The organism is Candidatus Nitrospira neomarina (genome assembly GCF_032051675.1).
GTDB classification, from domain to species: Bacteria; Nitrospirota; Nitrospiria; order Nitrospirales; family UBA8639; genus Nitrospira_E; species Nitrospira_E neomarina.
Genome location: NZ_CP116968.1, coordinates 3,949,638 through 3,968,944, shown reverse-complemented (window position 1 = coordinate 3,968,944; position 19,307 = coordinate 3,949,638). Strand labels below are relative to the sequence as shown.

22 protein-coding genes are annotated in these 19,307 nt (G+C 51.7%); 17 read left to right on the top strand and 5 right to left on the bottom strand.

The genetic code is table 11. From position 1 onward, the window contains the following. Positions 1-448: 448 nt before the first annotated feature. A complete protein-coding gene (locus tag PQG83_RS17105; RefSeq protein ID WP_312743657.1) occupies positions 449-1,402 on the top strand; it encodes an IS110 family RNA-guided transposase in 954 nt (317 codons plus the stop codon). 115 nt (positions 1,403-1,517) lie between these two features. On the opposite strand, the gene xth is transcribed toward PQG83_RS17105, so the two are convergent. Next, positions 1,518-2,294, bottom strand: coding sequence for an exodeoxyribonuclease III (gene xth, locus PQG83_RS17100; RefSeq protein WP_312743654.1), 777 nt, complete (start codon positions 2,292-2,294; stop codon positions 1,518-1,520). Between the two features lie 108 nt (positions 2,295-2,402). On the opposite strand from xth, the gene PQG83_RS17095 reads away from it, so the two are divergent. Continuing rightward, positions 2,403-3,023, top strand: a complete 621-nt coding sequence (locus PQG83_RS17095; protein WP_312743651.1) for a hypothetical protein — start codon at positions 2,403-2,405, stop codon at positions 3,021-3,023. A gap of 20 nt (positions 3,024-3,043) precedes the next feature. On the opposite strand, the gene PQG83_RS17090 is transcribed toward PQG83_RS17095, so the two are convergent. The 3 genes from PQG83_RS17090 to PQG83_RS17080 all read right to left on the bottom strand — a co-directional run bounded on the left by PQG83_RS17090 (position 3,044) and on the right by PQG83_RS17080 (position 5,299). Then, complete coding sequence (locus PQG83_RS17090; RefSeq protein ID WP_312743650.1) at positions 3,044-3,574, bottom strand: DUF2726 domain-containing protein; 531 nt, start codon at positions 3,572-3,574, stop codon at positions 3,044-3,046. A gap of 54 nt (positions 3,575-3,628) precedes the next feature. Beyond that, positions 3,629-4,789, bottom strand: a complete 1,161-nt coding sequence (locus PQG83_RS17085) for an anhydro-N-acetylmuramic acid kinase (protein ID WP_312743649.1) — start codon at positions 4,787-4,789, stop codon at positions 3,629-3,631. A 78-nt stretch (positions 4,790-4,867) separates the two neighbouring features. Beyond that, positions 4,868-5,299 carry a GNAT family N-acetyltransferase gene (locus tag PQG83_RS17080; protein WP_312743647.1) on the bottom strand — a complete coding sequence of 144 codons (432 nt, stop codon included), beginning with the start codon at positions 5,297-5,299 and terminating at the stop codon, positions 4,868-4,870. 75 nt (positions 5,300-5,374) lie between these two features. On the opposite strand from PQG83_RS17080, the gene PQG83_RS17075 reads away from it, so the two are divergent. The 4 genes from PQG83_RS17075 (at position 5,375) to PQG83_RS17060 (ending at position 7,253) form a co-directional block, all read left to right on the top strand. Then, complete coding sequence (locus PQG83_RS17075; protein WP_312743645.1) at positions 5,375-5,554, top strand: hypothetical protein; 180 nt, start codon at positions 5,375-5,377, stop codon at positions 5,552-5,554. A 106-nt stretch (positions 5,555-5,660) separates the two neighbouring features. Continuing rightward, positions 5,661-6,386: an alpha/beta hydrolase gene (locus PQG83_RS17070; RefSeq protein ID WP_312743642.1), complete on the top strand. Its 726-nt coding sequence runs from the start codon at positions 5,661-5,663 to the stop codon at positions 6,384-6,386. 281 nt (positions 6,387-6,667) lie between these two features. Continuing rightward, entirely contained in the window at positions 6,668-6,916 is a 249-nt protein-coding gene (locus tag PQG83_RS17065) for a BolA/IbaG family iron-sulfur metabolism protein (RefSeq protein ID WP_312743639.1), read from the top strand. Between the two features lie 4 nt (positions 6,917-6,920). After that, the gene (locus PQG83_RS17060) at positions 6,921-7,253 is read left to right on the top strand and encodes a glutaredoxin family protein (RefSeq protein WP_312646007.1); all 333 of its coding nucleotides are present in this window, start codon (positions 6,921-6,923) and stop codon (positions 7,251-7,253) included. Positions 7,254-7,321: 68 nt separating this feature from the next. Here PQG83_RS17060 and PQG83_RS17055 read toward each other — a convergent pair whose 3' ends face one another. Next, positions 7,322-7,486, bottom strand: a complete 165-nt coding sequence (locus PQG83_RS17055; RefSeq protein WP_312743636.1) for a hypothetical protein — start codon at positions 7,484-7,486, stop codon at positions 7,322-7,324. A gap of 277 nt (positions 7,487-7,763) precedes the next feature. Here PQG83_RS17055 and PQG83_RS17050 point away from each other — a divergent pair, with 277 nt between their 5' ends. The 11 genes from PQG83_RS17050 (at position 7,764) to PQG83_RS17000 (ending at position 19,295) form a co-directional block, all read left to right on the top strand. Then, positions 7,764-8,435 (top strand): tetratricopeptide repeat protein, encoded by a 672-nt coding sequence (locus PQG83_RS17050; protein WP_312743635.1) that lies wholly within the window; start codon positions 7,764-7,766, stop codon positions 8,433-8,435. A 138-nt stretch (positions 8,436-8,573) separates the two neighbouring features. Then, positions 8,574-9,257, top strand: a complete 684-nt coding sequence (locus PQG83_RS17045; RefSeq protein ID WP_312743632.1) for a prepilin-type N-terminal cleavage/methylation domain-containing protein — start codon at positions 8,574-8,576, stop codon at positions 9,255-9,257. 130 nt (positions 9,258-9,387) lie between these two features. After that, positions 9,388-11,076 carry a GspE/PulE family protein gene (locus tag PQG83_RS17040; protein ID WP_312743629.1) on the top strand — a complete coding sequence of 563 codons (1,689 nt, stop codon included), beginning with the start codon at positions 9,388-9,390 and terminating at the stop codon, positions 11,074-11,076. Further along, on the top strand, positions 11,069-12,280 hold the full coding sequence (locus tag PQG83_RS17035; RefSeq protein WP_312743626.1) for a type II secretion system F family protein: 1,212 nt from the start codon (positions 11,069-11,071) through the stop codon (positions 12,278-12,280). Before PQG83_RS17040 ends, PQG83_RS17035 begins: the two co-directional genes overlap by 8 nt. Next, positions 12,277-13,080: a hypothetical protein gene (locus tag PQG83_RS17030; protein WP_312743623.1), complete on the top strand. Its 804-nt coding sequence runs from the start codon at positions 12,277-12,279 to the stop codon at positions 13,078-13,080. The genes PQG83_RS17035 and PQG83_RS17030 overlap by 4 nt, the downstream gene beginning before the upstream one ends. A gap of 282 nt (positions 13,081-13,362) precedes the next feature. Continuing rightward, positions 13,363-14,280 carry a type II secretion system protein gene (locus tag PQG83_RS17025; protein WP_312743620.1) on the top strand — a complete coding sequence of 306 codons (918 nt, stop codon included), beginning with the start codon at positions 13,363-13,365 and terminating at the stop codon, positions 14,278-14,280. A 91-nt stretch (positions 14,281-14,371) separates the two neighbouring features. Beyond that, on the top strand, positions 14,372-15,766 hold the full coding sequence (locus tag PQG83_RS17020; RefSeq protein ID WP_312743617.1) for a hypothetical protein: 1,395 nt from the start codon (positions 14,372-14,374) through the stop codon (positions 15,764-15,766). After that, positions 15,763-16,350 carry a hypothetical protein gene (locus tag PQG83_RS17015; protein WP_312743615.1) on the top strand — a complete coding sequence of 196 codons (588 nt, stop codon included), beginning with the start codon at positions 15,763-15,765 and terminating at the stop codon, positions 16,348-16,350. The genes PQG83_RS17020 and PQG83_RS17015 overlap by 4 nt, the downstream gene beginning before the upstream one ends. Then, positions 16,317-16,832, top strand: coding sequence for a hypothetical protein (locus tag PQG83_RS17010; RefSeq protein WP_312743613.1), 516 nt, complete (start codon positions 16,317-16,319; stop codon positions 16,830-16,832). The genes PQG83_RS17015 and PQG83_RS17010 overlap by 34 nt, the downstream gene beginning before the upstream one ends. Positions 16,833-16,860: 28 nt before the next feature. Further along, positions 16,861-18,471, top strand: coding sequence for a type II secretion system protein GspD (locus PQG83_RS17005; protein ID WP_312743611.1), 1,611 nt, complete (start codon positions 16,861-16,863; stop codon positions 18,469-18,471). Continuing rightward, positions 18,468-19,295: an ExeA family protein gene (locus tag PQG83_RS17000; protein WP_312743608.1), complete on the top strand. Its 828-nt coding sequence runs from the start codon at positions 18,468-18,470 to the stop codon at positions 19,293-19,295. The genes PQG83_RS17005 and PQG83_RS17000 overlap by 4 nt, the downstream gene beginning before the upstream one ends. Positions 19,296-19,307: the final 12 nt, after the last annotated feature.

The following is a 19,307-nucleotide window of genomic DNA, read 5'->3' as shown; positions in this document are numbered from 1 at the left end:
CGAACATCCTTTTATGCAGTAGGATTACCCCTCCTTTACCACAATCGGTTTTGCAGGAGCCGCCCTTTTCCCTCACAGTGGGACTGTTGAAAAAAGCCGCCAGCGGCGTTCTCACCATTTTTCCGTGCTCACGTACTGGAAGTACGCTCTGCGCGCAAAACAAAAGTTGTGCCCTCCGGGACACGCCAGGTAATTTGCGGCCTTCCCTTCGGCATGACTTGTATGGTGTCTATAGCTCATTTTTTGAGAAAATAAAAGGAACTGGGGTGGAGGGACATCGACTGACATCTGCCGCCCGGCGGACAGACTCCCTGAGAACTCTCCCACCCACACCTCAAACGTCGATGAAGAATCTCGCGGCAGGGCTGCTGACCGCCGATTTACCCGCAAGCTCACGTTGGTGTGTGCCACCCCAGCCTCGTTCAATTACTTTTTGGAGGGTACCATCATGCACACCTGTCTGAATGTCGGCGTGGATGTGGCCAAAGATGCCGTCGTGGTTGCCTGCGCCGAGGCATGCTTCCCGGTCCAGAGTGTTCCCAATCAGCGTGGCTCGTTGCGGGCTTGGCTCCAATCGCTGCCGGCAGGCAGCCGCATTGGCTTAGAATCCACCGGCGGCTATCACGAATTATTGGCGGACCTGGCGCAGGCCCAAGGCCATACCGTCTTCCTCCTCAATCCCTTGGACACTCGGCATTACGCCAAGGCCATGGGCACGCGGGCCAAAACCGACCGGGTCGATGCGGAATTGATCGCCCGACTCATCGCGCAAGAGCACACGCGCTTGCGGCCCTATACGCCCCCGACAGCCACTCAACGCAAACTGGATCGACTGATTCGGCGGCGCGCCACGATCGTCCGCCTCCAAGGCACGCTCAAGCTGACCATGCGCGAATTGGGCGGCTTTGCCGCCGAACTCAAGGCCGTGATGGGAAAATTGGAGGCCTTGATTGCCAAAATTGATGCGACCATGTCCGCGCTAGCCGCCAGCTCACCTCACCATCAGGAGGCGCAACACCGGTTGGAAACTATTGTGGGCGTTGGTCCCTTGGTGGGCATCAGTTTGACCAATACGTTGGAGCGCGTGCCGTTTCGCAAGGCGGATGCCTTTGTCGCCTTCACCGGGTTGGATCCGCGGGCGAATGACTCGGGGCGCAAAGCCGGTCGAAGGCGTTTGTCTAAACGTGGCCCCGCCGAGTTGCGCCGCTTGCTGTTTAACGCCGCGATGTCGGCCATCAAAACTAAAGTCTGGAAACCGATCTACGAGCATTACCGCACTCAAGGCTGGAGCACGACGGCCTCATTGGTGATCATCGCTCGCAAAATCGCCCGGGCCGCTTGGTCTATTCATCACTACCGTACAACCTTTAATCCAGAGCGGATCACACAATGCTTGACATGAACCATAGAATCTCAGGGCAGGACTGGACGAACTTTTTTGAACCGCCCCGAGGCCTCTGATATGCACCGTGCCTGTGGGTCAATATGCCCTTGGAAATTAGTATGATTCAACCCTCTTACAGTGAGAATTCAGCGCACAGGACGGTATGGTCCGAGGGGCATTCCGCACGACGCGGCTGAACATCCACCTCCACCGCATGAGAATGGGGAAGAAGCGGCGGGGTAACCAGAATGTGGTCAATTCGCCACCCACGGTTAGCTTCCAAAGCGCCCGGACGTCGATAATCCCAAAACGTAAATTGCTGACGATGCGGAAAATGATGCCGGAACACATCCTCGAATCCCCAGGACACCGTCTCCTGATAGGCACGGCGCACTTCTTCATGGAAACACACATGCTTGAGGTGTTTTTCGGGGCTATGGACGTCAACCGGGTCAGGGGCCACATTCATATCTCCACACCAAATCACGGATTGTCCTGGTGAGACCACACGCGAGAAATACCGCTTCAATCGCTGGAACCACCGTAATTTATAGGCATACTTCGGCGAATCAATTGCAAATCCCTGTGGAACGTAGGAATTAATAATCATGATGTCATTGACCACCACTCGCACCAGGCGAGTGGAATCCTCCGGTAGTTCCCCGTCCTCAAAACCAAAGGCCACCGTTTCCGGCGCTGCCCGGCTGAATATGGCGACGCCGTTGTAGGATTTTTCACCACAAAAGTTGATGACATAGGGTAAGTCGGAAAATGCTTGAAGGGGAAACTCATGATCCTGTACTTTAGTCTCTTGAAGGCACATAATATCGGGGTTGTGCTGCCGCAACCACTTGTGAAGAATACCGATTCGCTTTCGAATTGAATTGACATTGTAAGTCGCAATTTTCATTTTTCTTGAAACTCCTATTCACCAATCACGCTGCAGACACTCCTCCAATAGAACAAGGGCAGATCCTCCTCCACAACCGATCCAAGGGTATGTGAGGTACATGAACTTATGACTACCAGTCCTCTCTTCACTCCTGACGAATTGGCCCTCTTGGCCGATCAGGATTTTTTTCGGAAGAAAGCGGAAATTTCGGTCAAAATCAAGCAGGTCCTTGAACACCTCCATGAGCGGATCGAGGCAGAAATCGGCTTACATCACCTTTTGGCTCCTGAAGGGTTCGACCCTCAAGCCAGTCAATTTGTCAAAGGCGAACATCTGGAAAATTTTCCATATCAATATGTCGATATCCCAAGATTTTATACGCGTGAGAACAAGTTCGCGTTCCGTTCCCTCATCTGGTGGGGACACCACATAGTCTTCGCTCTGATAGTTGAGGGCCCGCTTGTGAAGCAATATCGACGCAATGTATTTAATCGATACTCGGAGGTGGCAGACCATCATCTCTGCCTGTGTCTCAGCCCATCTCTCTGGGAGTGGAAAACGGGACCTGGGTTGACACTTCCGATTACACACGGTCGACGATCAGAAATCGCGGCAACACTCGACCATCGTACATTCTTTAAAATTGCCAGGTTTCTTCCCATGCATGATCCGGCAGTACAAACAGGTACCATCGTGGATGAAGGTCTGAAAACCTTTCAGGCGATCCTACCGGTCATTACGGCTTAGAAGCCCGTCGGTTCCCGGTCCTATTCTTCCTCAGCCAAGCCAAGCAATCCGGTGAGCTGATCTACCGAATACGTCTGTGTGGTCTGAAGAATGATCGATTGAATTCCCGCCGCCTTCAACAGGGTCTCCACAAATCGATCTCGGTCCTCGCGTCCTGATGTAGTAGGAATCTCCTTGTTCAAGGTAATGACTGTCATGACTTTAAGCGTCCCAGGATGGGCAAGAACAACATCACAGCGAACAGGCTGAATCGTTCGCATAGCTGCCTTTCGAGCTTCTTCATCTTTATCGACAACGGACAGGACACTCAGGAGCGGGATTTTGGCCAAAACCAGCATATGATCACGAGCCGCTAAGGTAATCAGATTGTAGAGAGTCGCTTCTTCCGGCGACATGATAGGTCGAGCGGTTACCACACTCTCACCGGATTCAGGATTCAAAGCTGGTAGAACCCCTGCTGGAAGAGGACGGCGCCAGATCCATCGCAACAAAAACACGACTCCGAGCATAAACACTGCCAGGAGAATCAGTGAAAGTCCGTTCTGAGACATCAATCGGTCCGTCATTTCACCAGTGGGAAAAAGCCCGAAATAACAAGGAACATTCTAGGGAAGTCCGTGAATACCGGGAGTGACCGTCCCCAAAATAACCGAATGGCGAGCACCCGTGACCTTAGGCAAATTGGCACAGACCCCCTTCACTGTTTGATACGCCAGCACCGCAAAGGCTTGCGCCTCAAAGGCCTGACTGGAGGCCCCACATTCATCCATGCGCATCACGGGAATGGGATCGAACACTCCGGACAGTTCTGACCAGAGACGAGCATTTCGTACCCCTCCACCGCCAAATACCAACTCATCGGGGACTTTCCTCGTCCACTTTTGCGCTTGGTGGATCACCTGGGCGATAAACCGGCAGCTCGTCGCTAACAGGTCAGAAATACCCAAATGGCGACGCTTCGCTTGGGCCCACACACGTTGGATATAGTGCTCTCCAAACATTTCACGCCCAGTGGATTTGGGAGGCCTACGAGACACATAGGGATGCGTCAGCAGCCAACGAAGCAAGCCCTTATCTATTTGCCCCTTCATGGCAAGACGACCACCCCGGTCAAATCCAGCTATGCCCTTTGTCCCCATCGCCACCAATCCATCCAACAACATATTGCAAGGGCCTGTATCAAACGCCCGAACCGCTGACAGATTTCCCCCGCCGGGTAATAGGGTCACATTCGCAATCCCTCCTAGATTGACCACCATTCGTGTGGCACGTTTCTGAGCAAAAAGAAGGGCATGGACATAAGGAGCTAATGGAGCTCCCTCTCCACCGGCAGCCAGATCTCTGCCTCGAAAATCCGATACAGTCGTGATTCCGGTACGCTCCGCAATCACATGGGGATCTCCAATTTGCAATGTCGAACGGATCTGACCAATACCGGGCTCATAGATCGCGGCAGGCCGATGATGAATTGTTTGACCATGCGAGCCGATCAACGCCACTCGTTGAGGAGAAATCCCGGAATGCTTGATAGCTAACAACGCGGTTTTAGCAAATACTTCGCCCAGGACCACATTGAGGTGACAGATCTGCCCGACGGTTCCCTGCTCACAAACCTGTAAAATTCGTTGCCGAAGCTTGGGAGCATACGGACGACCAACATGTTTGAGCAGGACACTCTTGAGACGATGTCCGGTTCCTCGAATATCCACAACTGCGGCATCCACCCCATCTGCCGATGTCCCTGACATCATCCCCACAACAATCATTGTTTACCTCGATTCATTGGCCTGCGTGCCTCAATCGCATGACACTCGATATGTTGCAAGCCCTGCCATGGCCCATCTCTACCCATTCAATGGTTTCGTGGGAGGAGCAACATGCTTGCTCCGATCCCAGACCATACCAGTCTGTTCCTTATCAGAAAATCCCAAAGAGGCGTAAAATCCCTGATAACGCCTGGTGCAAAGCCAAAACAACTCCACCCGTTCCAATTTGGGATGCGTTAAAATTCGCTGGATAATCCCTTTACCAATATCCCGATCCTGATAGGCCTGATCCACAATCACATCCCAAATCGAAGCGCGATAGATAAAATCCGTCAACACCCTTCCAAACCCGACGAGTCTTGAGCCCTCCCAGGCAGAAATGGCCACATCCGTATGAGCGAGCATATGTTCAGTGTCCTCCAGTGAACGATGACAAGCCCAATCCGTTTGGCAGAACAATGCCAAAAGCTGTTGCGCCTTGACGTCATGGGAATCCAAAAAATTGATCATGCGTTGGCAGATTGTGGCAAGATGTATTACACTAAGTCTACTAGAAATACGTGACAAAAAACTGGAGTCGTGTCGATGTCGATGTTAGTCAGAAAATGTCCAAAATGCAGTAAGTTATTTTGGAAAAAAGAAGAAGAGATCCAATATGCCGACGAGAATACCCTGAAAGTCGTCTGCAATCACTGTCACCAGACTTTGCGAATTCCGCTCATCACAGAAGGCGCCAATGCCGGCGCTCCAAAAATGGGACATTAGGATTTTTGAACGTTTCCCTTCCAGCATCAGAGTCTCGTGTTTACCAAATCATCGCCAATTGAACATATTCCCCTTCTCTCTTCTTCATCATTAGACTTTTGACTGTATGCGACACGAACATTGGGCCGGTTTAGATGTCTGCATTACAGGGGGTGTGGATCGCCAAGGGAGCGGTGAGGGACCCCTTGTGGTTCTCTTGCATGGATTCGGAGCACCAGGGGATGATTTAGTCGCCTTATGGCGCTATCTCAATGTCCCAGAGGAAGTCCGTTTCCTCTTTCCTGCCGCTCCACTCCAATTGAGCATGGGCTATGGGGACGCCCGAGCTTGGTGGATGCTGGACATGGAACGCCTCAACCAAGCCAGGGCCCAAGGGCAATGGGAGGCATTGTCACAAGAAATCCCCCGTGGCTTGCCTCCGGCCCGTACCCAAATGCAGGATGTCCTTTCTCTTGCCACAGAAACCTTGTCCGTACCATCATCATCGGTGATCGTAGGAGGGTTTTCACAGGGAGCCATGCTGGCGACTGATTTGGCCCTTCATACCGATATTCCCTTCGCAGGATTAGTACTATTATCGGGCACCCTCATTGCTAAGCAAGAATGGATCACCCGCCTACCCAATCGCCAGGGTCTCCCGGTATTTCAAAGCCATGGCACCGACGATCCTATTTTATCGTTTTCCATGGCGCAGCAACTTCGTGAGCATATCCAAATGGCTGGTTTACCCGTCAGTTGGGTAGAATTTCGTGGTGGCCATGAAATTCCCATTCAAGTGTTGCAGGGTCTCGGAGCCTTTCTGCAAACACATCTCTATCCTTCTCCGCTCTAAAAAAAGAATGTGGGAAAAAATTGAGAAGTCAGGAGACAATATGAGGCCCCTCCTCACCTTTCTTTCTTCCCTAACCGACATTTTTTCTTCACACCTCGCATTTGACCTCACCTCGGATATGGCTTTTTCCGCACCGCACGGACGGGCCTAACTACACCTCATGCCCCCCAGGAACCATTCATGATGAAAAGATACCAGACCCGCATTGCGCAGAAAATTCTCTCTCCGGTATAGTGGGACCTGAGTATTCCATCAATTTTTACTAGGATTACATTTTTTCTATGATGACATTTGAAGAGCTGAGCACTCAACTTCAGGAAGCGTTAGGCGATGCCGAAGTTTCGGTCCTTGATCGAACCGGTACCATGGACCATTTTACGGTCAAAGTCATTTCCAATGCTTTTGAAGGAAAGAATTTGTTGGACCGTCATCGAATGATTTACCAAGCCCTCGACGCGCCCATGAAAGACGGACGCATTCATGCCCTAGAAATTCAGGCCAAAACCCGCAATGAAGCCCAAGGAGGATAATCTTATGAGTACGCCCATTGAAGACGAAATTAAGAGAGAAATCGCCCAACACAAAATTCTCATTTACGGAAAGGGCACCAAGTCTGCCCCACAGTGCGGATTTACCGTGGAGACCATGGAGTTTTTTAACAAATTCGGCTATCCCTATGAATTAATCAACGCCTTGCCAAATCCTGAAAAACGGGAGGCTCTTTCTAAAATGACCAATTGGCCGACTTTGCCAAAAGTTTTCATTAATGGCCAGTTTTATGGGGATACGGATGTCTTAGGTCCAATGGAAGAAAAAGGGGAATTGCAGCCTCTTTTAAAAGCCGCGTTTCCCGATCAAGCCACCTGATCATCAAACCAAGCGTTTCCTGGCTCAACAAAGCCCACCTCAATAACAGGTGGGCTTTGTTATGTGTCTCAGACCTTACTCCAATCGGGACACTCATCCAGCGAGTTCCGACCTTTCCCATATTCATCCCGAAATTCTCCACACATCTCAGACACGTCTTTCATTGATACTTCTAAGGATCCTGTGGCGCTAATTTGACTCAGGGGTTGAATCGTGGCAGGACTATCAGACATCTCTCAGCCCTCCGATTACCTCTCAACCACATGTATTCTTTTGTTGGCCGTTCCCGGCTTTTTGAGTTGGGTTTTTGGAAATTTGGTCAACACTTCACGCGTAATCCCTTAAGCATGTTGCCTATTGTCCGATAGGTTCAACCTGGAACCACTGAGGCAATGAGCCAACATGAGACATCCCACCTTAGTACCAAGGGCAAAAACCAAAGGAACATCTAAAGCCCTAGGGTCATCTTCGGCCACGTTCATCCTCAGTATGATCATTGGTCTAGGAATAATGACCTGGTCTTCCGCCCAGGGAAGTCATTTGACGCTTCCCGGCTCCCAAGACTTCAGTCATGGAGATGAATCCGACCCTCAGCCTTTCATCCGGCAACTAGAAAAGATCAACAACTATATCCCTCCTCACGCTCAGCCTGATCGCAAAAACACCGCCTCATTAAAGGTTGAGCAATCCACTCTTCTTACCAATCCCCTTCACCCCTCGCCCAACGAACCCAAACCTACAGGATCTCAGCCATCCCATTCTCCTCCAAAAAAGAAACCCACACACATCGCAGTCCTGCTTAACAACAATGTCACCCAAGACCAGACGAATACGGGATGGCGGTCATTGTTAAATGGTCGGCCGGAAGACGCGATAGCGGCTTATCAAGATTCCCTCAGGATCGACCCCAAATCAGCCGAGGCCTATCTCGGCATGGGCATCGCGCTGAAAAGCCTGGGCTTTATTGACCATGCCAAAGATGCCATTCAACAGGCACTTGAACTCAATCCTGATCTTTCTTCAGCACTCGTTCATCTGGGATATCTTTATGCAGATGGCCACATCGGCCCATCAAATTCCAAAGCCGCTCACCGACTTTTCAGTCAAGCATCTCAACTCGGGGATCCATTTGCCAGCATCGCACTTCTAGACCTGCAATCCCGCTCACGGCCGCAATCCTAATTTCCAGAATACGAGTGGGCTTAAGAATGCCAACCCAGATGCCGATGGATTTTGTATGGGCGTGTCATCCATACCATTTTCCATATTCAGCCTGAAACTCGGCCAAACGACACGCCCTTCGTAAAGGAGAACTGACAGATGCCAAAAACACTATTCCGGCCGCTTCATCATTCCCAGGGGTTTACCCTGGTGGAAATGATCGGGGTATTGGCCATCATCGCCATACTGATTGCCTTGTTACTGCCAAAAATTTTCACTCTGATTGCGTCGTCTAAAGCCAGCTCCATGGCTGCCGCTGTGAGAACGTATGAGACCGCCGTCGCAAAGTATTATGGAGATATCGGAACCATCTGGCCTCTCAATGCCGCTGGAACTCCGGCACAAGAGACCGGAGGGAACAGCGCCACCGTTACCTCTCTTGGAGCTCGCTTAACGCTCGACGCCTCCGATCCGTTGAATACCGGAACCAATCAATGGAGCCGGTTCCGAGGACCCTATCTGGAAAAATTTAATACCAATACGCCTCCGGGACTGGGCACAACCATGTACATGCCGGCGCAAACGGCAGTGGCACTCGGGACAGCGACAACAGGGACGAATGTCGGATGGGATCTGAAAGGTGATGATGGCAACAGCGATCTCCCCACTGGAGCCCGAGTGGCCTATCTCAGAGTCGACGGAGTTTCCGATACGGAATTCAATGAAATTGATGGAGTCATCGATGCCGGTATCGGTGCAAGCATAACCGAACGCCAATTACGCGGACGCGTAAAATACAATCCGGGCAATGATCGCATGTATATTTATCTTACACATCAATAATTCCCATCCTCGTTCATTGAGGGATGATTGAGAAAAAGCCAACAATGGCTGTGCTCCCTCCTCCTATGCGTTCCTCACAGGCGAGCACCCATTTGCTGTCGCCCATAAACTTCTCCTAGCAGTCCCGCCCATGCCAATCACACCCACACCACCCAAAGCCGCACGGCCTCTCCTCGGAACGTCTCTCCTCCAAGACGGCTGGATCACTCAAGAACAATTGGACTTGGCGGTCCGGGAGACGAAGAGAAAAGGTGTGATGCTCGGCCAAACCCTCATTGGCCTGGGATTCATTACCGAAAAAGTCCTGGCCCATTATCTGGCTGAGGGCACCCAAACCGGCATAGTCGACCTCTCAACGATCTTCATCCCATCGGAAATTATCAATCTCATTCCCTACGACATCGCCACCCAGTTTCAAGTCCTCCCTCTTAGCAAACAGGGGAATGTGTTGAACCTGGCCATGGCAGATCCGTTGAATATTGTGGCGGTGGATACCATTGAAAGTCGCATCGGGCTCAACGTCCACACCCACACAGCCCCTGCCCAAGAGTTAATTGAAGCGATCGAGCGGCACTATGCGCATCGGGAATCCATTAAGCAACTGCTTGATGAATTAATGGTCAAAGGGATCTCGGATCTCGGGGAAGACGGGAGCCGGGTGGCGCCGATGATTCGCTTGTGCAATCAACTCATTACCGCCGCCATTCAATCACGGGTGACAGATATCCATGTCGAGCCGGATGAGTACTATTTACGGGTCCGAATGCGCATTGACGGCATTCTCACACAAGAAATTCTCATTCCAAAACCGCTTCAAGCGCCCATTACCGCTCGGTTTAAACTCATGGCCAATCTTGACCTCACAGAAAAACGAACTCCCCAGGACGGCCGGATCCCCTTTACGTTAGGCACTCGTCGAATTGATCTTCGTGTGTCGACCCTTCCAACGAATTTCGGAGAAAGCATTGTCCTCCGAATTCTGGATAAAGGGGCATTGAAATTAGAATTCCTGGCTTTGGGGTTTACACCCAACGACCAATCGCGCATCCAATCCCTGATCCAACGTCCCCATGGCATTATCCTTGTGACAGGTCCCACAGGAAGTGGAAAGACCACGACGTTATATACGGCCCTCCGTCATGTCGATGCCAAAGAAAAAAGTGTGTTTACACTGGAGGACCCGATCGAATATCAAATGCCTCTCATTCGCCAAACGCAAGTCAATCCGGACATCGGCATGACCTTTGCGGCCGGACTTCGTGCCCTACTTCGGCAGGATCCTGACGTCATTCTTGTTGGTGAAATCCGTGACCAAGAAACGGCCGATCTGGCCATGCGCGCGGCCCTAACCGGACATTTGGTTTTTTCGACACTTCACACCAACGATGCGCTAGGAGCCATTCCACGTTTAATCGACATGGGCGTGGAAGCGTTCCTTCTCGCCTCCGCCCTGACCGCCATCATCGGCCAACGACTCGTTCGGTGCATTTGTCCCGAATGCAAGGTTGAACGAACGGATGCCGCCACGGTCCTTGCAGATCTTCGAGTGGAATTGCCGGACAACATCCCCCCGATTCTCTGGATAGGAAAAGGATGCCACGCATGCGGCCAGACAGGCTATAAAGGTCGAGCAGGCATTTACGAAATAATCCAGATTTCAGAGGAACTACATGGGCCTATCGTGCACGGCCCGGATATGGCGGGTATTCGGGCCATTATCCGGCGGGATCGAATGCCAACAATGTTTGATGACGGACTCATGAAAGCCCTTCAGGGAATTACCACGCTCGAAGAAGTGTTGAGGGTGACCGGTGGCTAATTTTCAGTACCGCGCCATCGACGCCCATGGGAAACCGATTGAGGGAAAAATGGCGGCGCCGGATCTTTACCACCTGGAACGCCAGCTCCAGGACATGGGACTCTGGCTTGTGCGCACGTTGGAATCCAAACCGAAGTCCCTTGCACGACCCACTCAAAAAAAAGGAAGAGTCAAACCCCGCGATCTTATGGAATTCTCCACACACATGTTCACCCTCCTCGAGGCCGGCATTCCCCTTACCCAGGCTTTACAGAGTTTGTCGATTGAGACACCCAACCTTCATTTGCGTTCGACCTTACATGCCATCTTTCAACAAGTCGAGGCTGGAAACACCTTGCATGATGCCATGAAGCAACACCCCAGAATTTTTCCTCCTCAAATCACTAATTTGGTGCATGCCGGGGAAGACAGCGGCACATTGACCGATACCTTCAAAGAATTAGAACGATATCTGGATTGGCTGGATCAGATCCGTGGAGACATGCGCCAGGCCACCATATATCCGAGCATTGTCATGATAGCGGTGATCGGATTACTGGTGTTGCTCTTTACGTTCGTCATTCCCCGGTTTGTCCCTATCCTGGAAGGTCTGCATGTGCCTCTCCCGACTATCACCATCCTCATTATCACCCTCAGTGAACTGATCGTGGGGAGCTGGTGGCTCTGGAGTTCGTTCCTCCTGCTCGGCCCAATGGTGTGGACCCTGGGACGAAAATACCTGCCGGGATTCGCGCACTGGCGGGACCGCATGGTCTTACAACTCCCAGTTCTGGGGGAACTCATCCGGATGCTCACGATATCCAAATTTGTTCAAAACTTTGCCGTCTTGTATCGAGCCGGCATCCCTGTTCTGCAAAGCCTGCAACTGTGCCAGGGACTGGTGGGCAATTCTGTCATGGAACGGGCGCTTCAGGACACACAGCGCGCCGTGTCCGAGGGCTCCACCATCAATGAATCATTAAGCCGTCATCCGGTCTTTCCGCCAATGGTGATTCAAATGATCTCGGTCGGGGAAGCCACCGGGACATTACCCCACACACTCATGAATGTGGCTCATTATTATAATCGGGAAATTCCGCGCAGAATCAAAAAAGTTTTTGGCATTCTCGAACCTCTGATTACTTTAGGATTAATCGCGATTGTGGGTATCGTCGCCCTATCCCTCTTTATGCCCATGATGAGTTTAATGGGTGGAATCCATTGACAGGCAACCTTCGCCACCCCGGCGTTGCCTTACCTTCCCCGCCCCGCCACCAGAATGCCTCTGACCCGGAAGCCGGAACCACCCTCATTGTGTTTATCGGCCTGTTGGCGATTCTATCTATAGGGCTTGCTGTTGTGTCGCCCTCCATGGTCAGAGTCTGGGATTCAACGAGTGAAGACCGTGAAATCCGTGATCTTCAGCTCATCGCCAACGGAATCATCTCGTATCTTCGACAGAACCACGCGTTCCCCCCTTCGTTACTCATCCTTGCACCTGACTTTGTGCCATTGCCTCAAGCCCGCATGACGCAAAACGCACGAGGATTTCCCCGCTATTATGCGGTGCATCCCTCCATAACCGGATTCCAAAACTCGACCGGACTGACTGGCGGTGAACTCGTCAATGCCCGGTTTCTTCTCATATCCAATCTCGCACAAGATGCGGCCCCCGCCATTACCACACCCGCCTCCTTTGAAACCTGGTGGAACATGGATGACAGCACGACTCCTCCGCTCATTATTCATCGTGGAACGATCAGCCATCTTTTTTATATGGTAGACCTTATCCCCAAGGGAAATGGGGGAAGTTTTTCCATTGACCATCAACCCACTCATTCCAACGGCGCTCTTCTTCCAACCCATAGCCGCCTTCACCTTTTAGGCACCGAAATCGGTTTGGACGAGGACGATAGCTACAACATCCCTGATGTTGAATTCTCTCTCACCACCAATACCGGTTATTGGTTCGACCCCTTATGCGGGGCCACCAAACGATGGAATCCTCTGTCTCCTCCCTGTTAGGCGGAAACATTCTCGAGTTATTCTCGCTCCCTGACCCGGCAAAAAATGACTGCTTCCCCACCTCCCTAACCTGACCTCCGGCGGATCGTCCCGCCCCCTTGTGGTCCTCACAAACCCGCCATGATCAATTGAAAAATTTAAGAAAATTAAGATTGGCTTTTTAAACACCGAAAGAAAGGTTGGTGGACTAACAGGCGGGATATGCCCGACTGAGAGAAGAGTACGTACACGCACCCCCGAGACAAAAGCCTCGCTGAGAAGGAGCAAGACGGGATCGGACTCATGACAAGACGCAATGACTTTCCCACTCAGGCCATAGGGCTCCAGACGGCCTCGATCGCATTCGAGACAGGCTGGCGTCCCGGCACCGGCTTCCAGTTGATTCAGTGCGGTAACCGGAACACCGTTCAAAGAATAGGCCGGAAATTTTTCGGATTATTTGAGGCCCGCTGTCTATCTACACATGGATTTACGCTTGTGGAAATGATTGGCGTCCTGGCAATCATCGCCATTCTCGCGAGCCTCATTGCGCCAAATGTGATCAATCAACTGGCCGCCGCGAAGCGGGATGCGGAGGATGAACAATTGGCCACAATCGCCCGAGGTATTGAACTCTACCTTCGGCAGACACGTTCATTTCCGGCAACACTCACCGCGCTGAGTCCGGATTATGTCGCGACCGCGCTAGGACAACTCACCACGAACCCTAATGGATTTCTCCGCTATTACTTCGTGCAACCCAACATCAGTGGATTCACCAACGCCGCAGGTCTCTCCACGACGGCCTTGGCGGACGCACGATTTATGGTCATAACCCATCTGTCCCAAAATGTGAATCCCTCCATTACCACGGATGCCGACTTTGAAACCTGGTGGAACACCGATGAAACAGGAACACCGGATCTGAAAATTCATCGCAGGCACGTGGGCCATTTATTTCATCTCCTCAGCCTCTCGGCCAATGGGGCAGGAGGTAGTTACGCGGTCGATGGGAGCCCGACTAATTCCGGTGGCGGCACACTTCTGCCGCATAGTCGCTATCACTTCTCGGGAACCACGGTGAGTTTAGACGAAGCGAATACATTTAGCGTTCCAGAAACACAATTCACCCTGACCACCGAAGCCGGATTTCAATTCGACCCCGACTGCGCGGCAGGATCCCAATGGCGAATCAACAGTAGCGGTTGCTATAGCCCCTAATACGATGTTCAACACCTTGCAATCACCCACATCTTTTGCCGACGCTCAGACACCTACGCCGGAGGTCCCCCTGAACCTCCAGAAGACCCTGGTGAAGAAAAAACAGACGATTTTAAGCGTCAGCCTTTCCAATGGTCGATTGAAAGCCTTATCAATTGTGAAAAATACCATTGGACGGAGTTGGGAACGTCCAGGCCGGCACGTCTCCCTAGACACACTTCGCGAAGCGTTGGAAGAAGCGATTCACCACACCCAATTTCCCGGCACGCACCTCGCCATGCTCGTTGACCATCCGCGGCTTGCCTCCCGGACCATTCAAATCCCTCCGATGCTCCCCACTGACCTCCTTCCTTTTCTTGAACGAAAGGTCCAACAGGAAAAACCGTGGGAGGGCCCAGCGGCTTGGCGATATCAGCTAGGCTTGGAAGCGCGAGGGAAATTACATGTCCACCTTGATATATGGCCCCAAGACTATATCGAGAAGATCGTGCACATCTGCCAAGAGTCAGGCTTATCTCTTCGTCAGTTGGCTCCTCTTTCTACTCTGGCTGAGAGTCAACTCAGCACGTTGCCTGTCGAACCTGGAAAAGGTTCGATCCTGATCACCATGCTCGAAGGCAAAATCATGATTGTCGCAGGAAATGATAATGGAACCCCGATCTGGACCCGACATCTGTTCCCGGCTCAAGACTGGGTTCCACTAGGAGAGCGGGTCGGAACCGAGGCCAACCGAACGATCATGTTTATCACACAACAAACCAATTTACAGTTTCCCTGCATCTGGTTTTGGAACGATGAAGCACGATTAACGGCAGGTGAAATACAGCCACACGTCAATACTCCTCTCATACCATACCCCATCAAGCCGGACTGGAATTACTGGCTGTGGGTCGGTGCGATGCTTCCGGTCAATTTGCACAGCAACTTCACACCCACGCAGGTTCTCCAAGCTCCGCTACGAAAGACCCTCACCAAGGCTTTCGTCGCCATGCTTGCGGTTTTTATTCTTTTCGGAGTCGGAACAACCAGCGTCATCGAAGGTTATTTAGCCAGACATCGCACAGCGATGCAGACCATGACCGACCAGGTCAGCGCCCTCCAGCAGGATTACGCGCAATGGGAAGGTCGCCTCATGTCGTTAGACACGAAACGACAATGGGCTCAATCCGTCAGCGAAACCACCACGCCGGAATTAGAAGGCCCATTTCTCAACTATCTGGGATCCATTATCCCCACCCAGGTCATCTTGCGCAAAGCCTTTGTGGAGCGAACCCAGGACGGATGGAACGTGGAGCTGGACGGCAGCACTTCTACCAATCTTGCCGCCACATTGCTTGTGGTGGATCAATTCGTGCAACAGCTGGCGGATGGACCCTATCATGTGTCCCTGCATGAGGATTGGCGAGATCAACTCTTGACCCAAACCGCCACCTCAAGCAACGAACGCCCGCTCTATCGGTTCACCTTGAAGGGAACCATGTCATGAAGTGGCTTCGACGTTTTGAGTGGCCCAATCCCCAACAGCTCAGAAGCACGGCCCTCGTGATGCTCCTGATTGGCACGTTATCCATTGTGGGCTGGGTGAGTCTGGATAAACTTTTCGCCATTCAGAAGCGCCAATCGTTGACTCAAGATGCGATCGGCTTGGAACAACAGGTGTCGGAGCTTCGCTCTCAATACCTTCAGGCTCGTCCGGAAGCGCTTGCCACTCACCTCCAACTGGCTGAACAACGCTTACTCCAAAACTTCACCCATTTGGCGCAATGGGCGCAAACGCTTCAGACCGACGGCAACCAGTGGAACCTCCTCATCCAATATCGGATTTTGAGCACAGAACGCACCACGGCTCCCATACAGGGAGTGACATTGGTTCCGTTGGAAATTCAAGTTAATTCGGAGGGAAATCACAATGCATATCGTTCCTATCTTCAGTTCCTAAAAGCTCTCACCAGATCCGGACCAAGAGTCGACATTCAGAATGTGACGGTCATGGGAGATGGTCAACAAGCCACTCATTTAACCATTGGATTGTCGGTATGGATGAAAATCAACGATTCCGTCGAGCTTTAAAAAATCCGTTTGTCACGATTGGTCTGTGTTTTCTCGCAGGATTCGCAGTCTATACCAATATCGTGGATACGGCATCCGATGCACCGGGAATCATCTCCGTGGGACTGAATCGACTGCTGTCTGCCCCGACTCTCCCTCCCCTTACCTCTACGGGGCGACCCCATGAGGATGAGGCTGGTCAATGGATCGAATACTCAAGCCGTGATCCTTTTGCCCCCATCGTAGCGGCCTCTCGGGAGCAACCGGACCCAGCTTCGTTGGGAGCAACCCAAACAGGGGAGAAGCAGGTGACGAATACCTTTACCCTTAAAGCCATTGCCGTCGAAGGCGAACATCGGAGTGCCGTGATCAACCGGACCGTCGTGTATGAAGGAGAAATGATTAACGGATATCAGGTCCTGTCCATTCAGCCCAAAGGGGTATGGCTCAAACATCAGGGCAAAAACCAATGGATAACATTTTCCAAAAAAACGACGTCATAACTTTCCTCATCACTCCATGAAAGACGACATGCGCCACAACACCATAGTGAATCCTCAGACGTTCATTATATCCACTCGCCCGTCCAACGGAGCATCCTTCACATATGGCGTACGAGTTTTTCAAAGTCTGGCTCTTTTGGGCATGCTCAGTCTGTGGGGATGCACCATCGCCAATCCAGATGCAGACCGGTCAATCTCAGATGCCACCACCACACAGACTTCACAAAGACTTTCCCTGAGCTCAGATGTGGCGGCATCATCCGTGAACAACCCTCAGGCGACATTTTCCCTGGAGGATCGCATGTTGCTCACCAGCGATCTCCCCAAGCCTCCGACACCGCCACCTGCCCCTTCCATGGGGCCCTTGTATTCGTTTCGCGCACAAGATCTGCCTGTCATTGACGCGTTGGCATTGTTTGCTCGGAGCAACCATTTAAATATTGTGGCCGGACCAGAAATCACCGGCACCATTACCGTTGATTTTCATCATCTGCCCCTGGAACAGGCGATGTCAGCCATTTTGGAGGCCCATGGTTATTACTGGGAACACCACCAGAACCTGATTCAGGTCAGGCAATTCAAAACGAAAACATTGAACGTCGATTACATCCGTCTCGTTCGGAGTGGAACAGGACAAAACCGCGCGCAGCTCAGCTCCGGTTCCAGCGGGGGGAGCGGAGGCGGCGCATCCCAGGACACCGGACAAATCACGGTGAACCAGGAGGACGAAATAAAATTCTGGGAAGAATTGGAAATGCAAATTAAGACTCTGATGTCCGAAGAGGGACGACTCGTGGTCAATCGTCTCTCAGGAACTATTCAGATATCTGATCGGTATAAACGGGTCGATGAAATTGACGATTTTCTCAAAAGCGTTCACGAGGCCCTATACCGACAGGTAGAGATCGAGGTGCGGATTTATGAAGTTGCTCTGGATGATCAGTACAGTCTGGGTATTGATTGGAGCAGGATTAATTTTGATGGCACAAATGGCGCCATTGCCCTCGCAAACATAATTACCGCGCCCTTCGGAGGTTTCATGGCAAAAGCTGCCACGACCACTATCTCCTTCGAGGATGGGAGTTTTGATGGAGTGCTCACAGCACTGGAAGAACAGGGCGAAATTCGAGTGATCTCTCAACCTCGGGTGGTCACGATGAATAACCAACCGGCCTTAATTAAAGTCGCCACCGATGAACCATTTTTTTCCTCAACCGTTGCTCAAGGAACTGCCGGGAGTGGCAATATTGTGACTGAGCAGGTGCGATCCGTCACGGTAGGCTTGGTCCTTTCCGTTACACCCCAGATCTCCGAAGATGGATGGATTATGCTGGATGTGACCCCGATTCTTTCCCGGCTCCGTGAAATTAGGGAATCACCAGGTGCTAAAAGAGGAGAGGGCGGAGCCACCGCCCCGGTCTTAGATGTCAAGCAATCCTCCGGATTGGTCAGGTTGAAAGATGGAGAAATGGTCATTATCGGTGGACTCATCCAAGAAGAATCCTCAGAAACCGAACGCAAGGTTCCTCTCTTGGGTGACATTCCCTATCTTGGTCGCTTATTTAAGGGAACGTACACAGCTAAAAAGAAAAGTGAGCTGGTCATCTTTCTCTCCCCTAAGATTATACGAGCCTCATGATGACGACGTTAGATCTCAGCATGTGCTATCAGGAATTGGGTTTTTCTGAACCCCCATTTCGCCTCACACCCGATACCGATTTCTTTTTTCCCGGCAGTCACCATCTGGAAGCGCTGAATCATCTCCGATTTGGCATTGCCAGTGGTGGACTTACCATGCTGACGGGGGAAGTGGGTCTCGGTAAAACCCTGTTGTGCCGGCACCTGCTTCGCCATCCGCCGACCGGGGTTCGGTTTGCGTATCTCATGAATCCGGATCAGTCCTATTCTGATTTACTTGTATCCATTTATGAAGATTTGACCGGAACACTGCCTGAAGATCAGTCGCTTGGGGCCTTGCAACGGGAACTGCCTAAGCTGTTGCTCCGTCTGGCCGTGGAAGGGGAACGGGTCGTCGTGTTGGTGGACGAAGCCCACCGGCTCAGTGGAAAAGTCCTGGAAGGACTTCGGCTTCTCTCCAATCTGGATACCGAAAAAGATAAATTGATGTGCCTCCTGCTGGTTGGACAACCGGAGTTGGAACAAAAGTTGGCGACTCGGGCCTTTCGACCATTGCGGCAGCGCATTAGCGTTCGCTATCGCCTTGAATCATTTACCTGGCGGGAGACTCGTGCGTACATCCGACATCGACTGCATATCGCCGATGCCCGACACCGATTTCATCTTGGTGAGGGAGTCCTCTGGCTCATTTATGCTTGGAGTCGTGGAGTCCCGCGCCGCATCAATCAACTGTGCGACCGGGCCCTGTTAGCCGCTTATGCTCAGGGCCGACATACGGTGACTCCCATGATGATCTGGCGCGCAACCAAAGAATTTCTTCCGTAACAAGAGGATCAC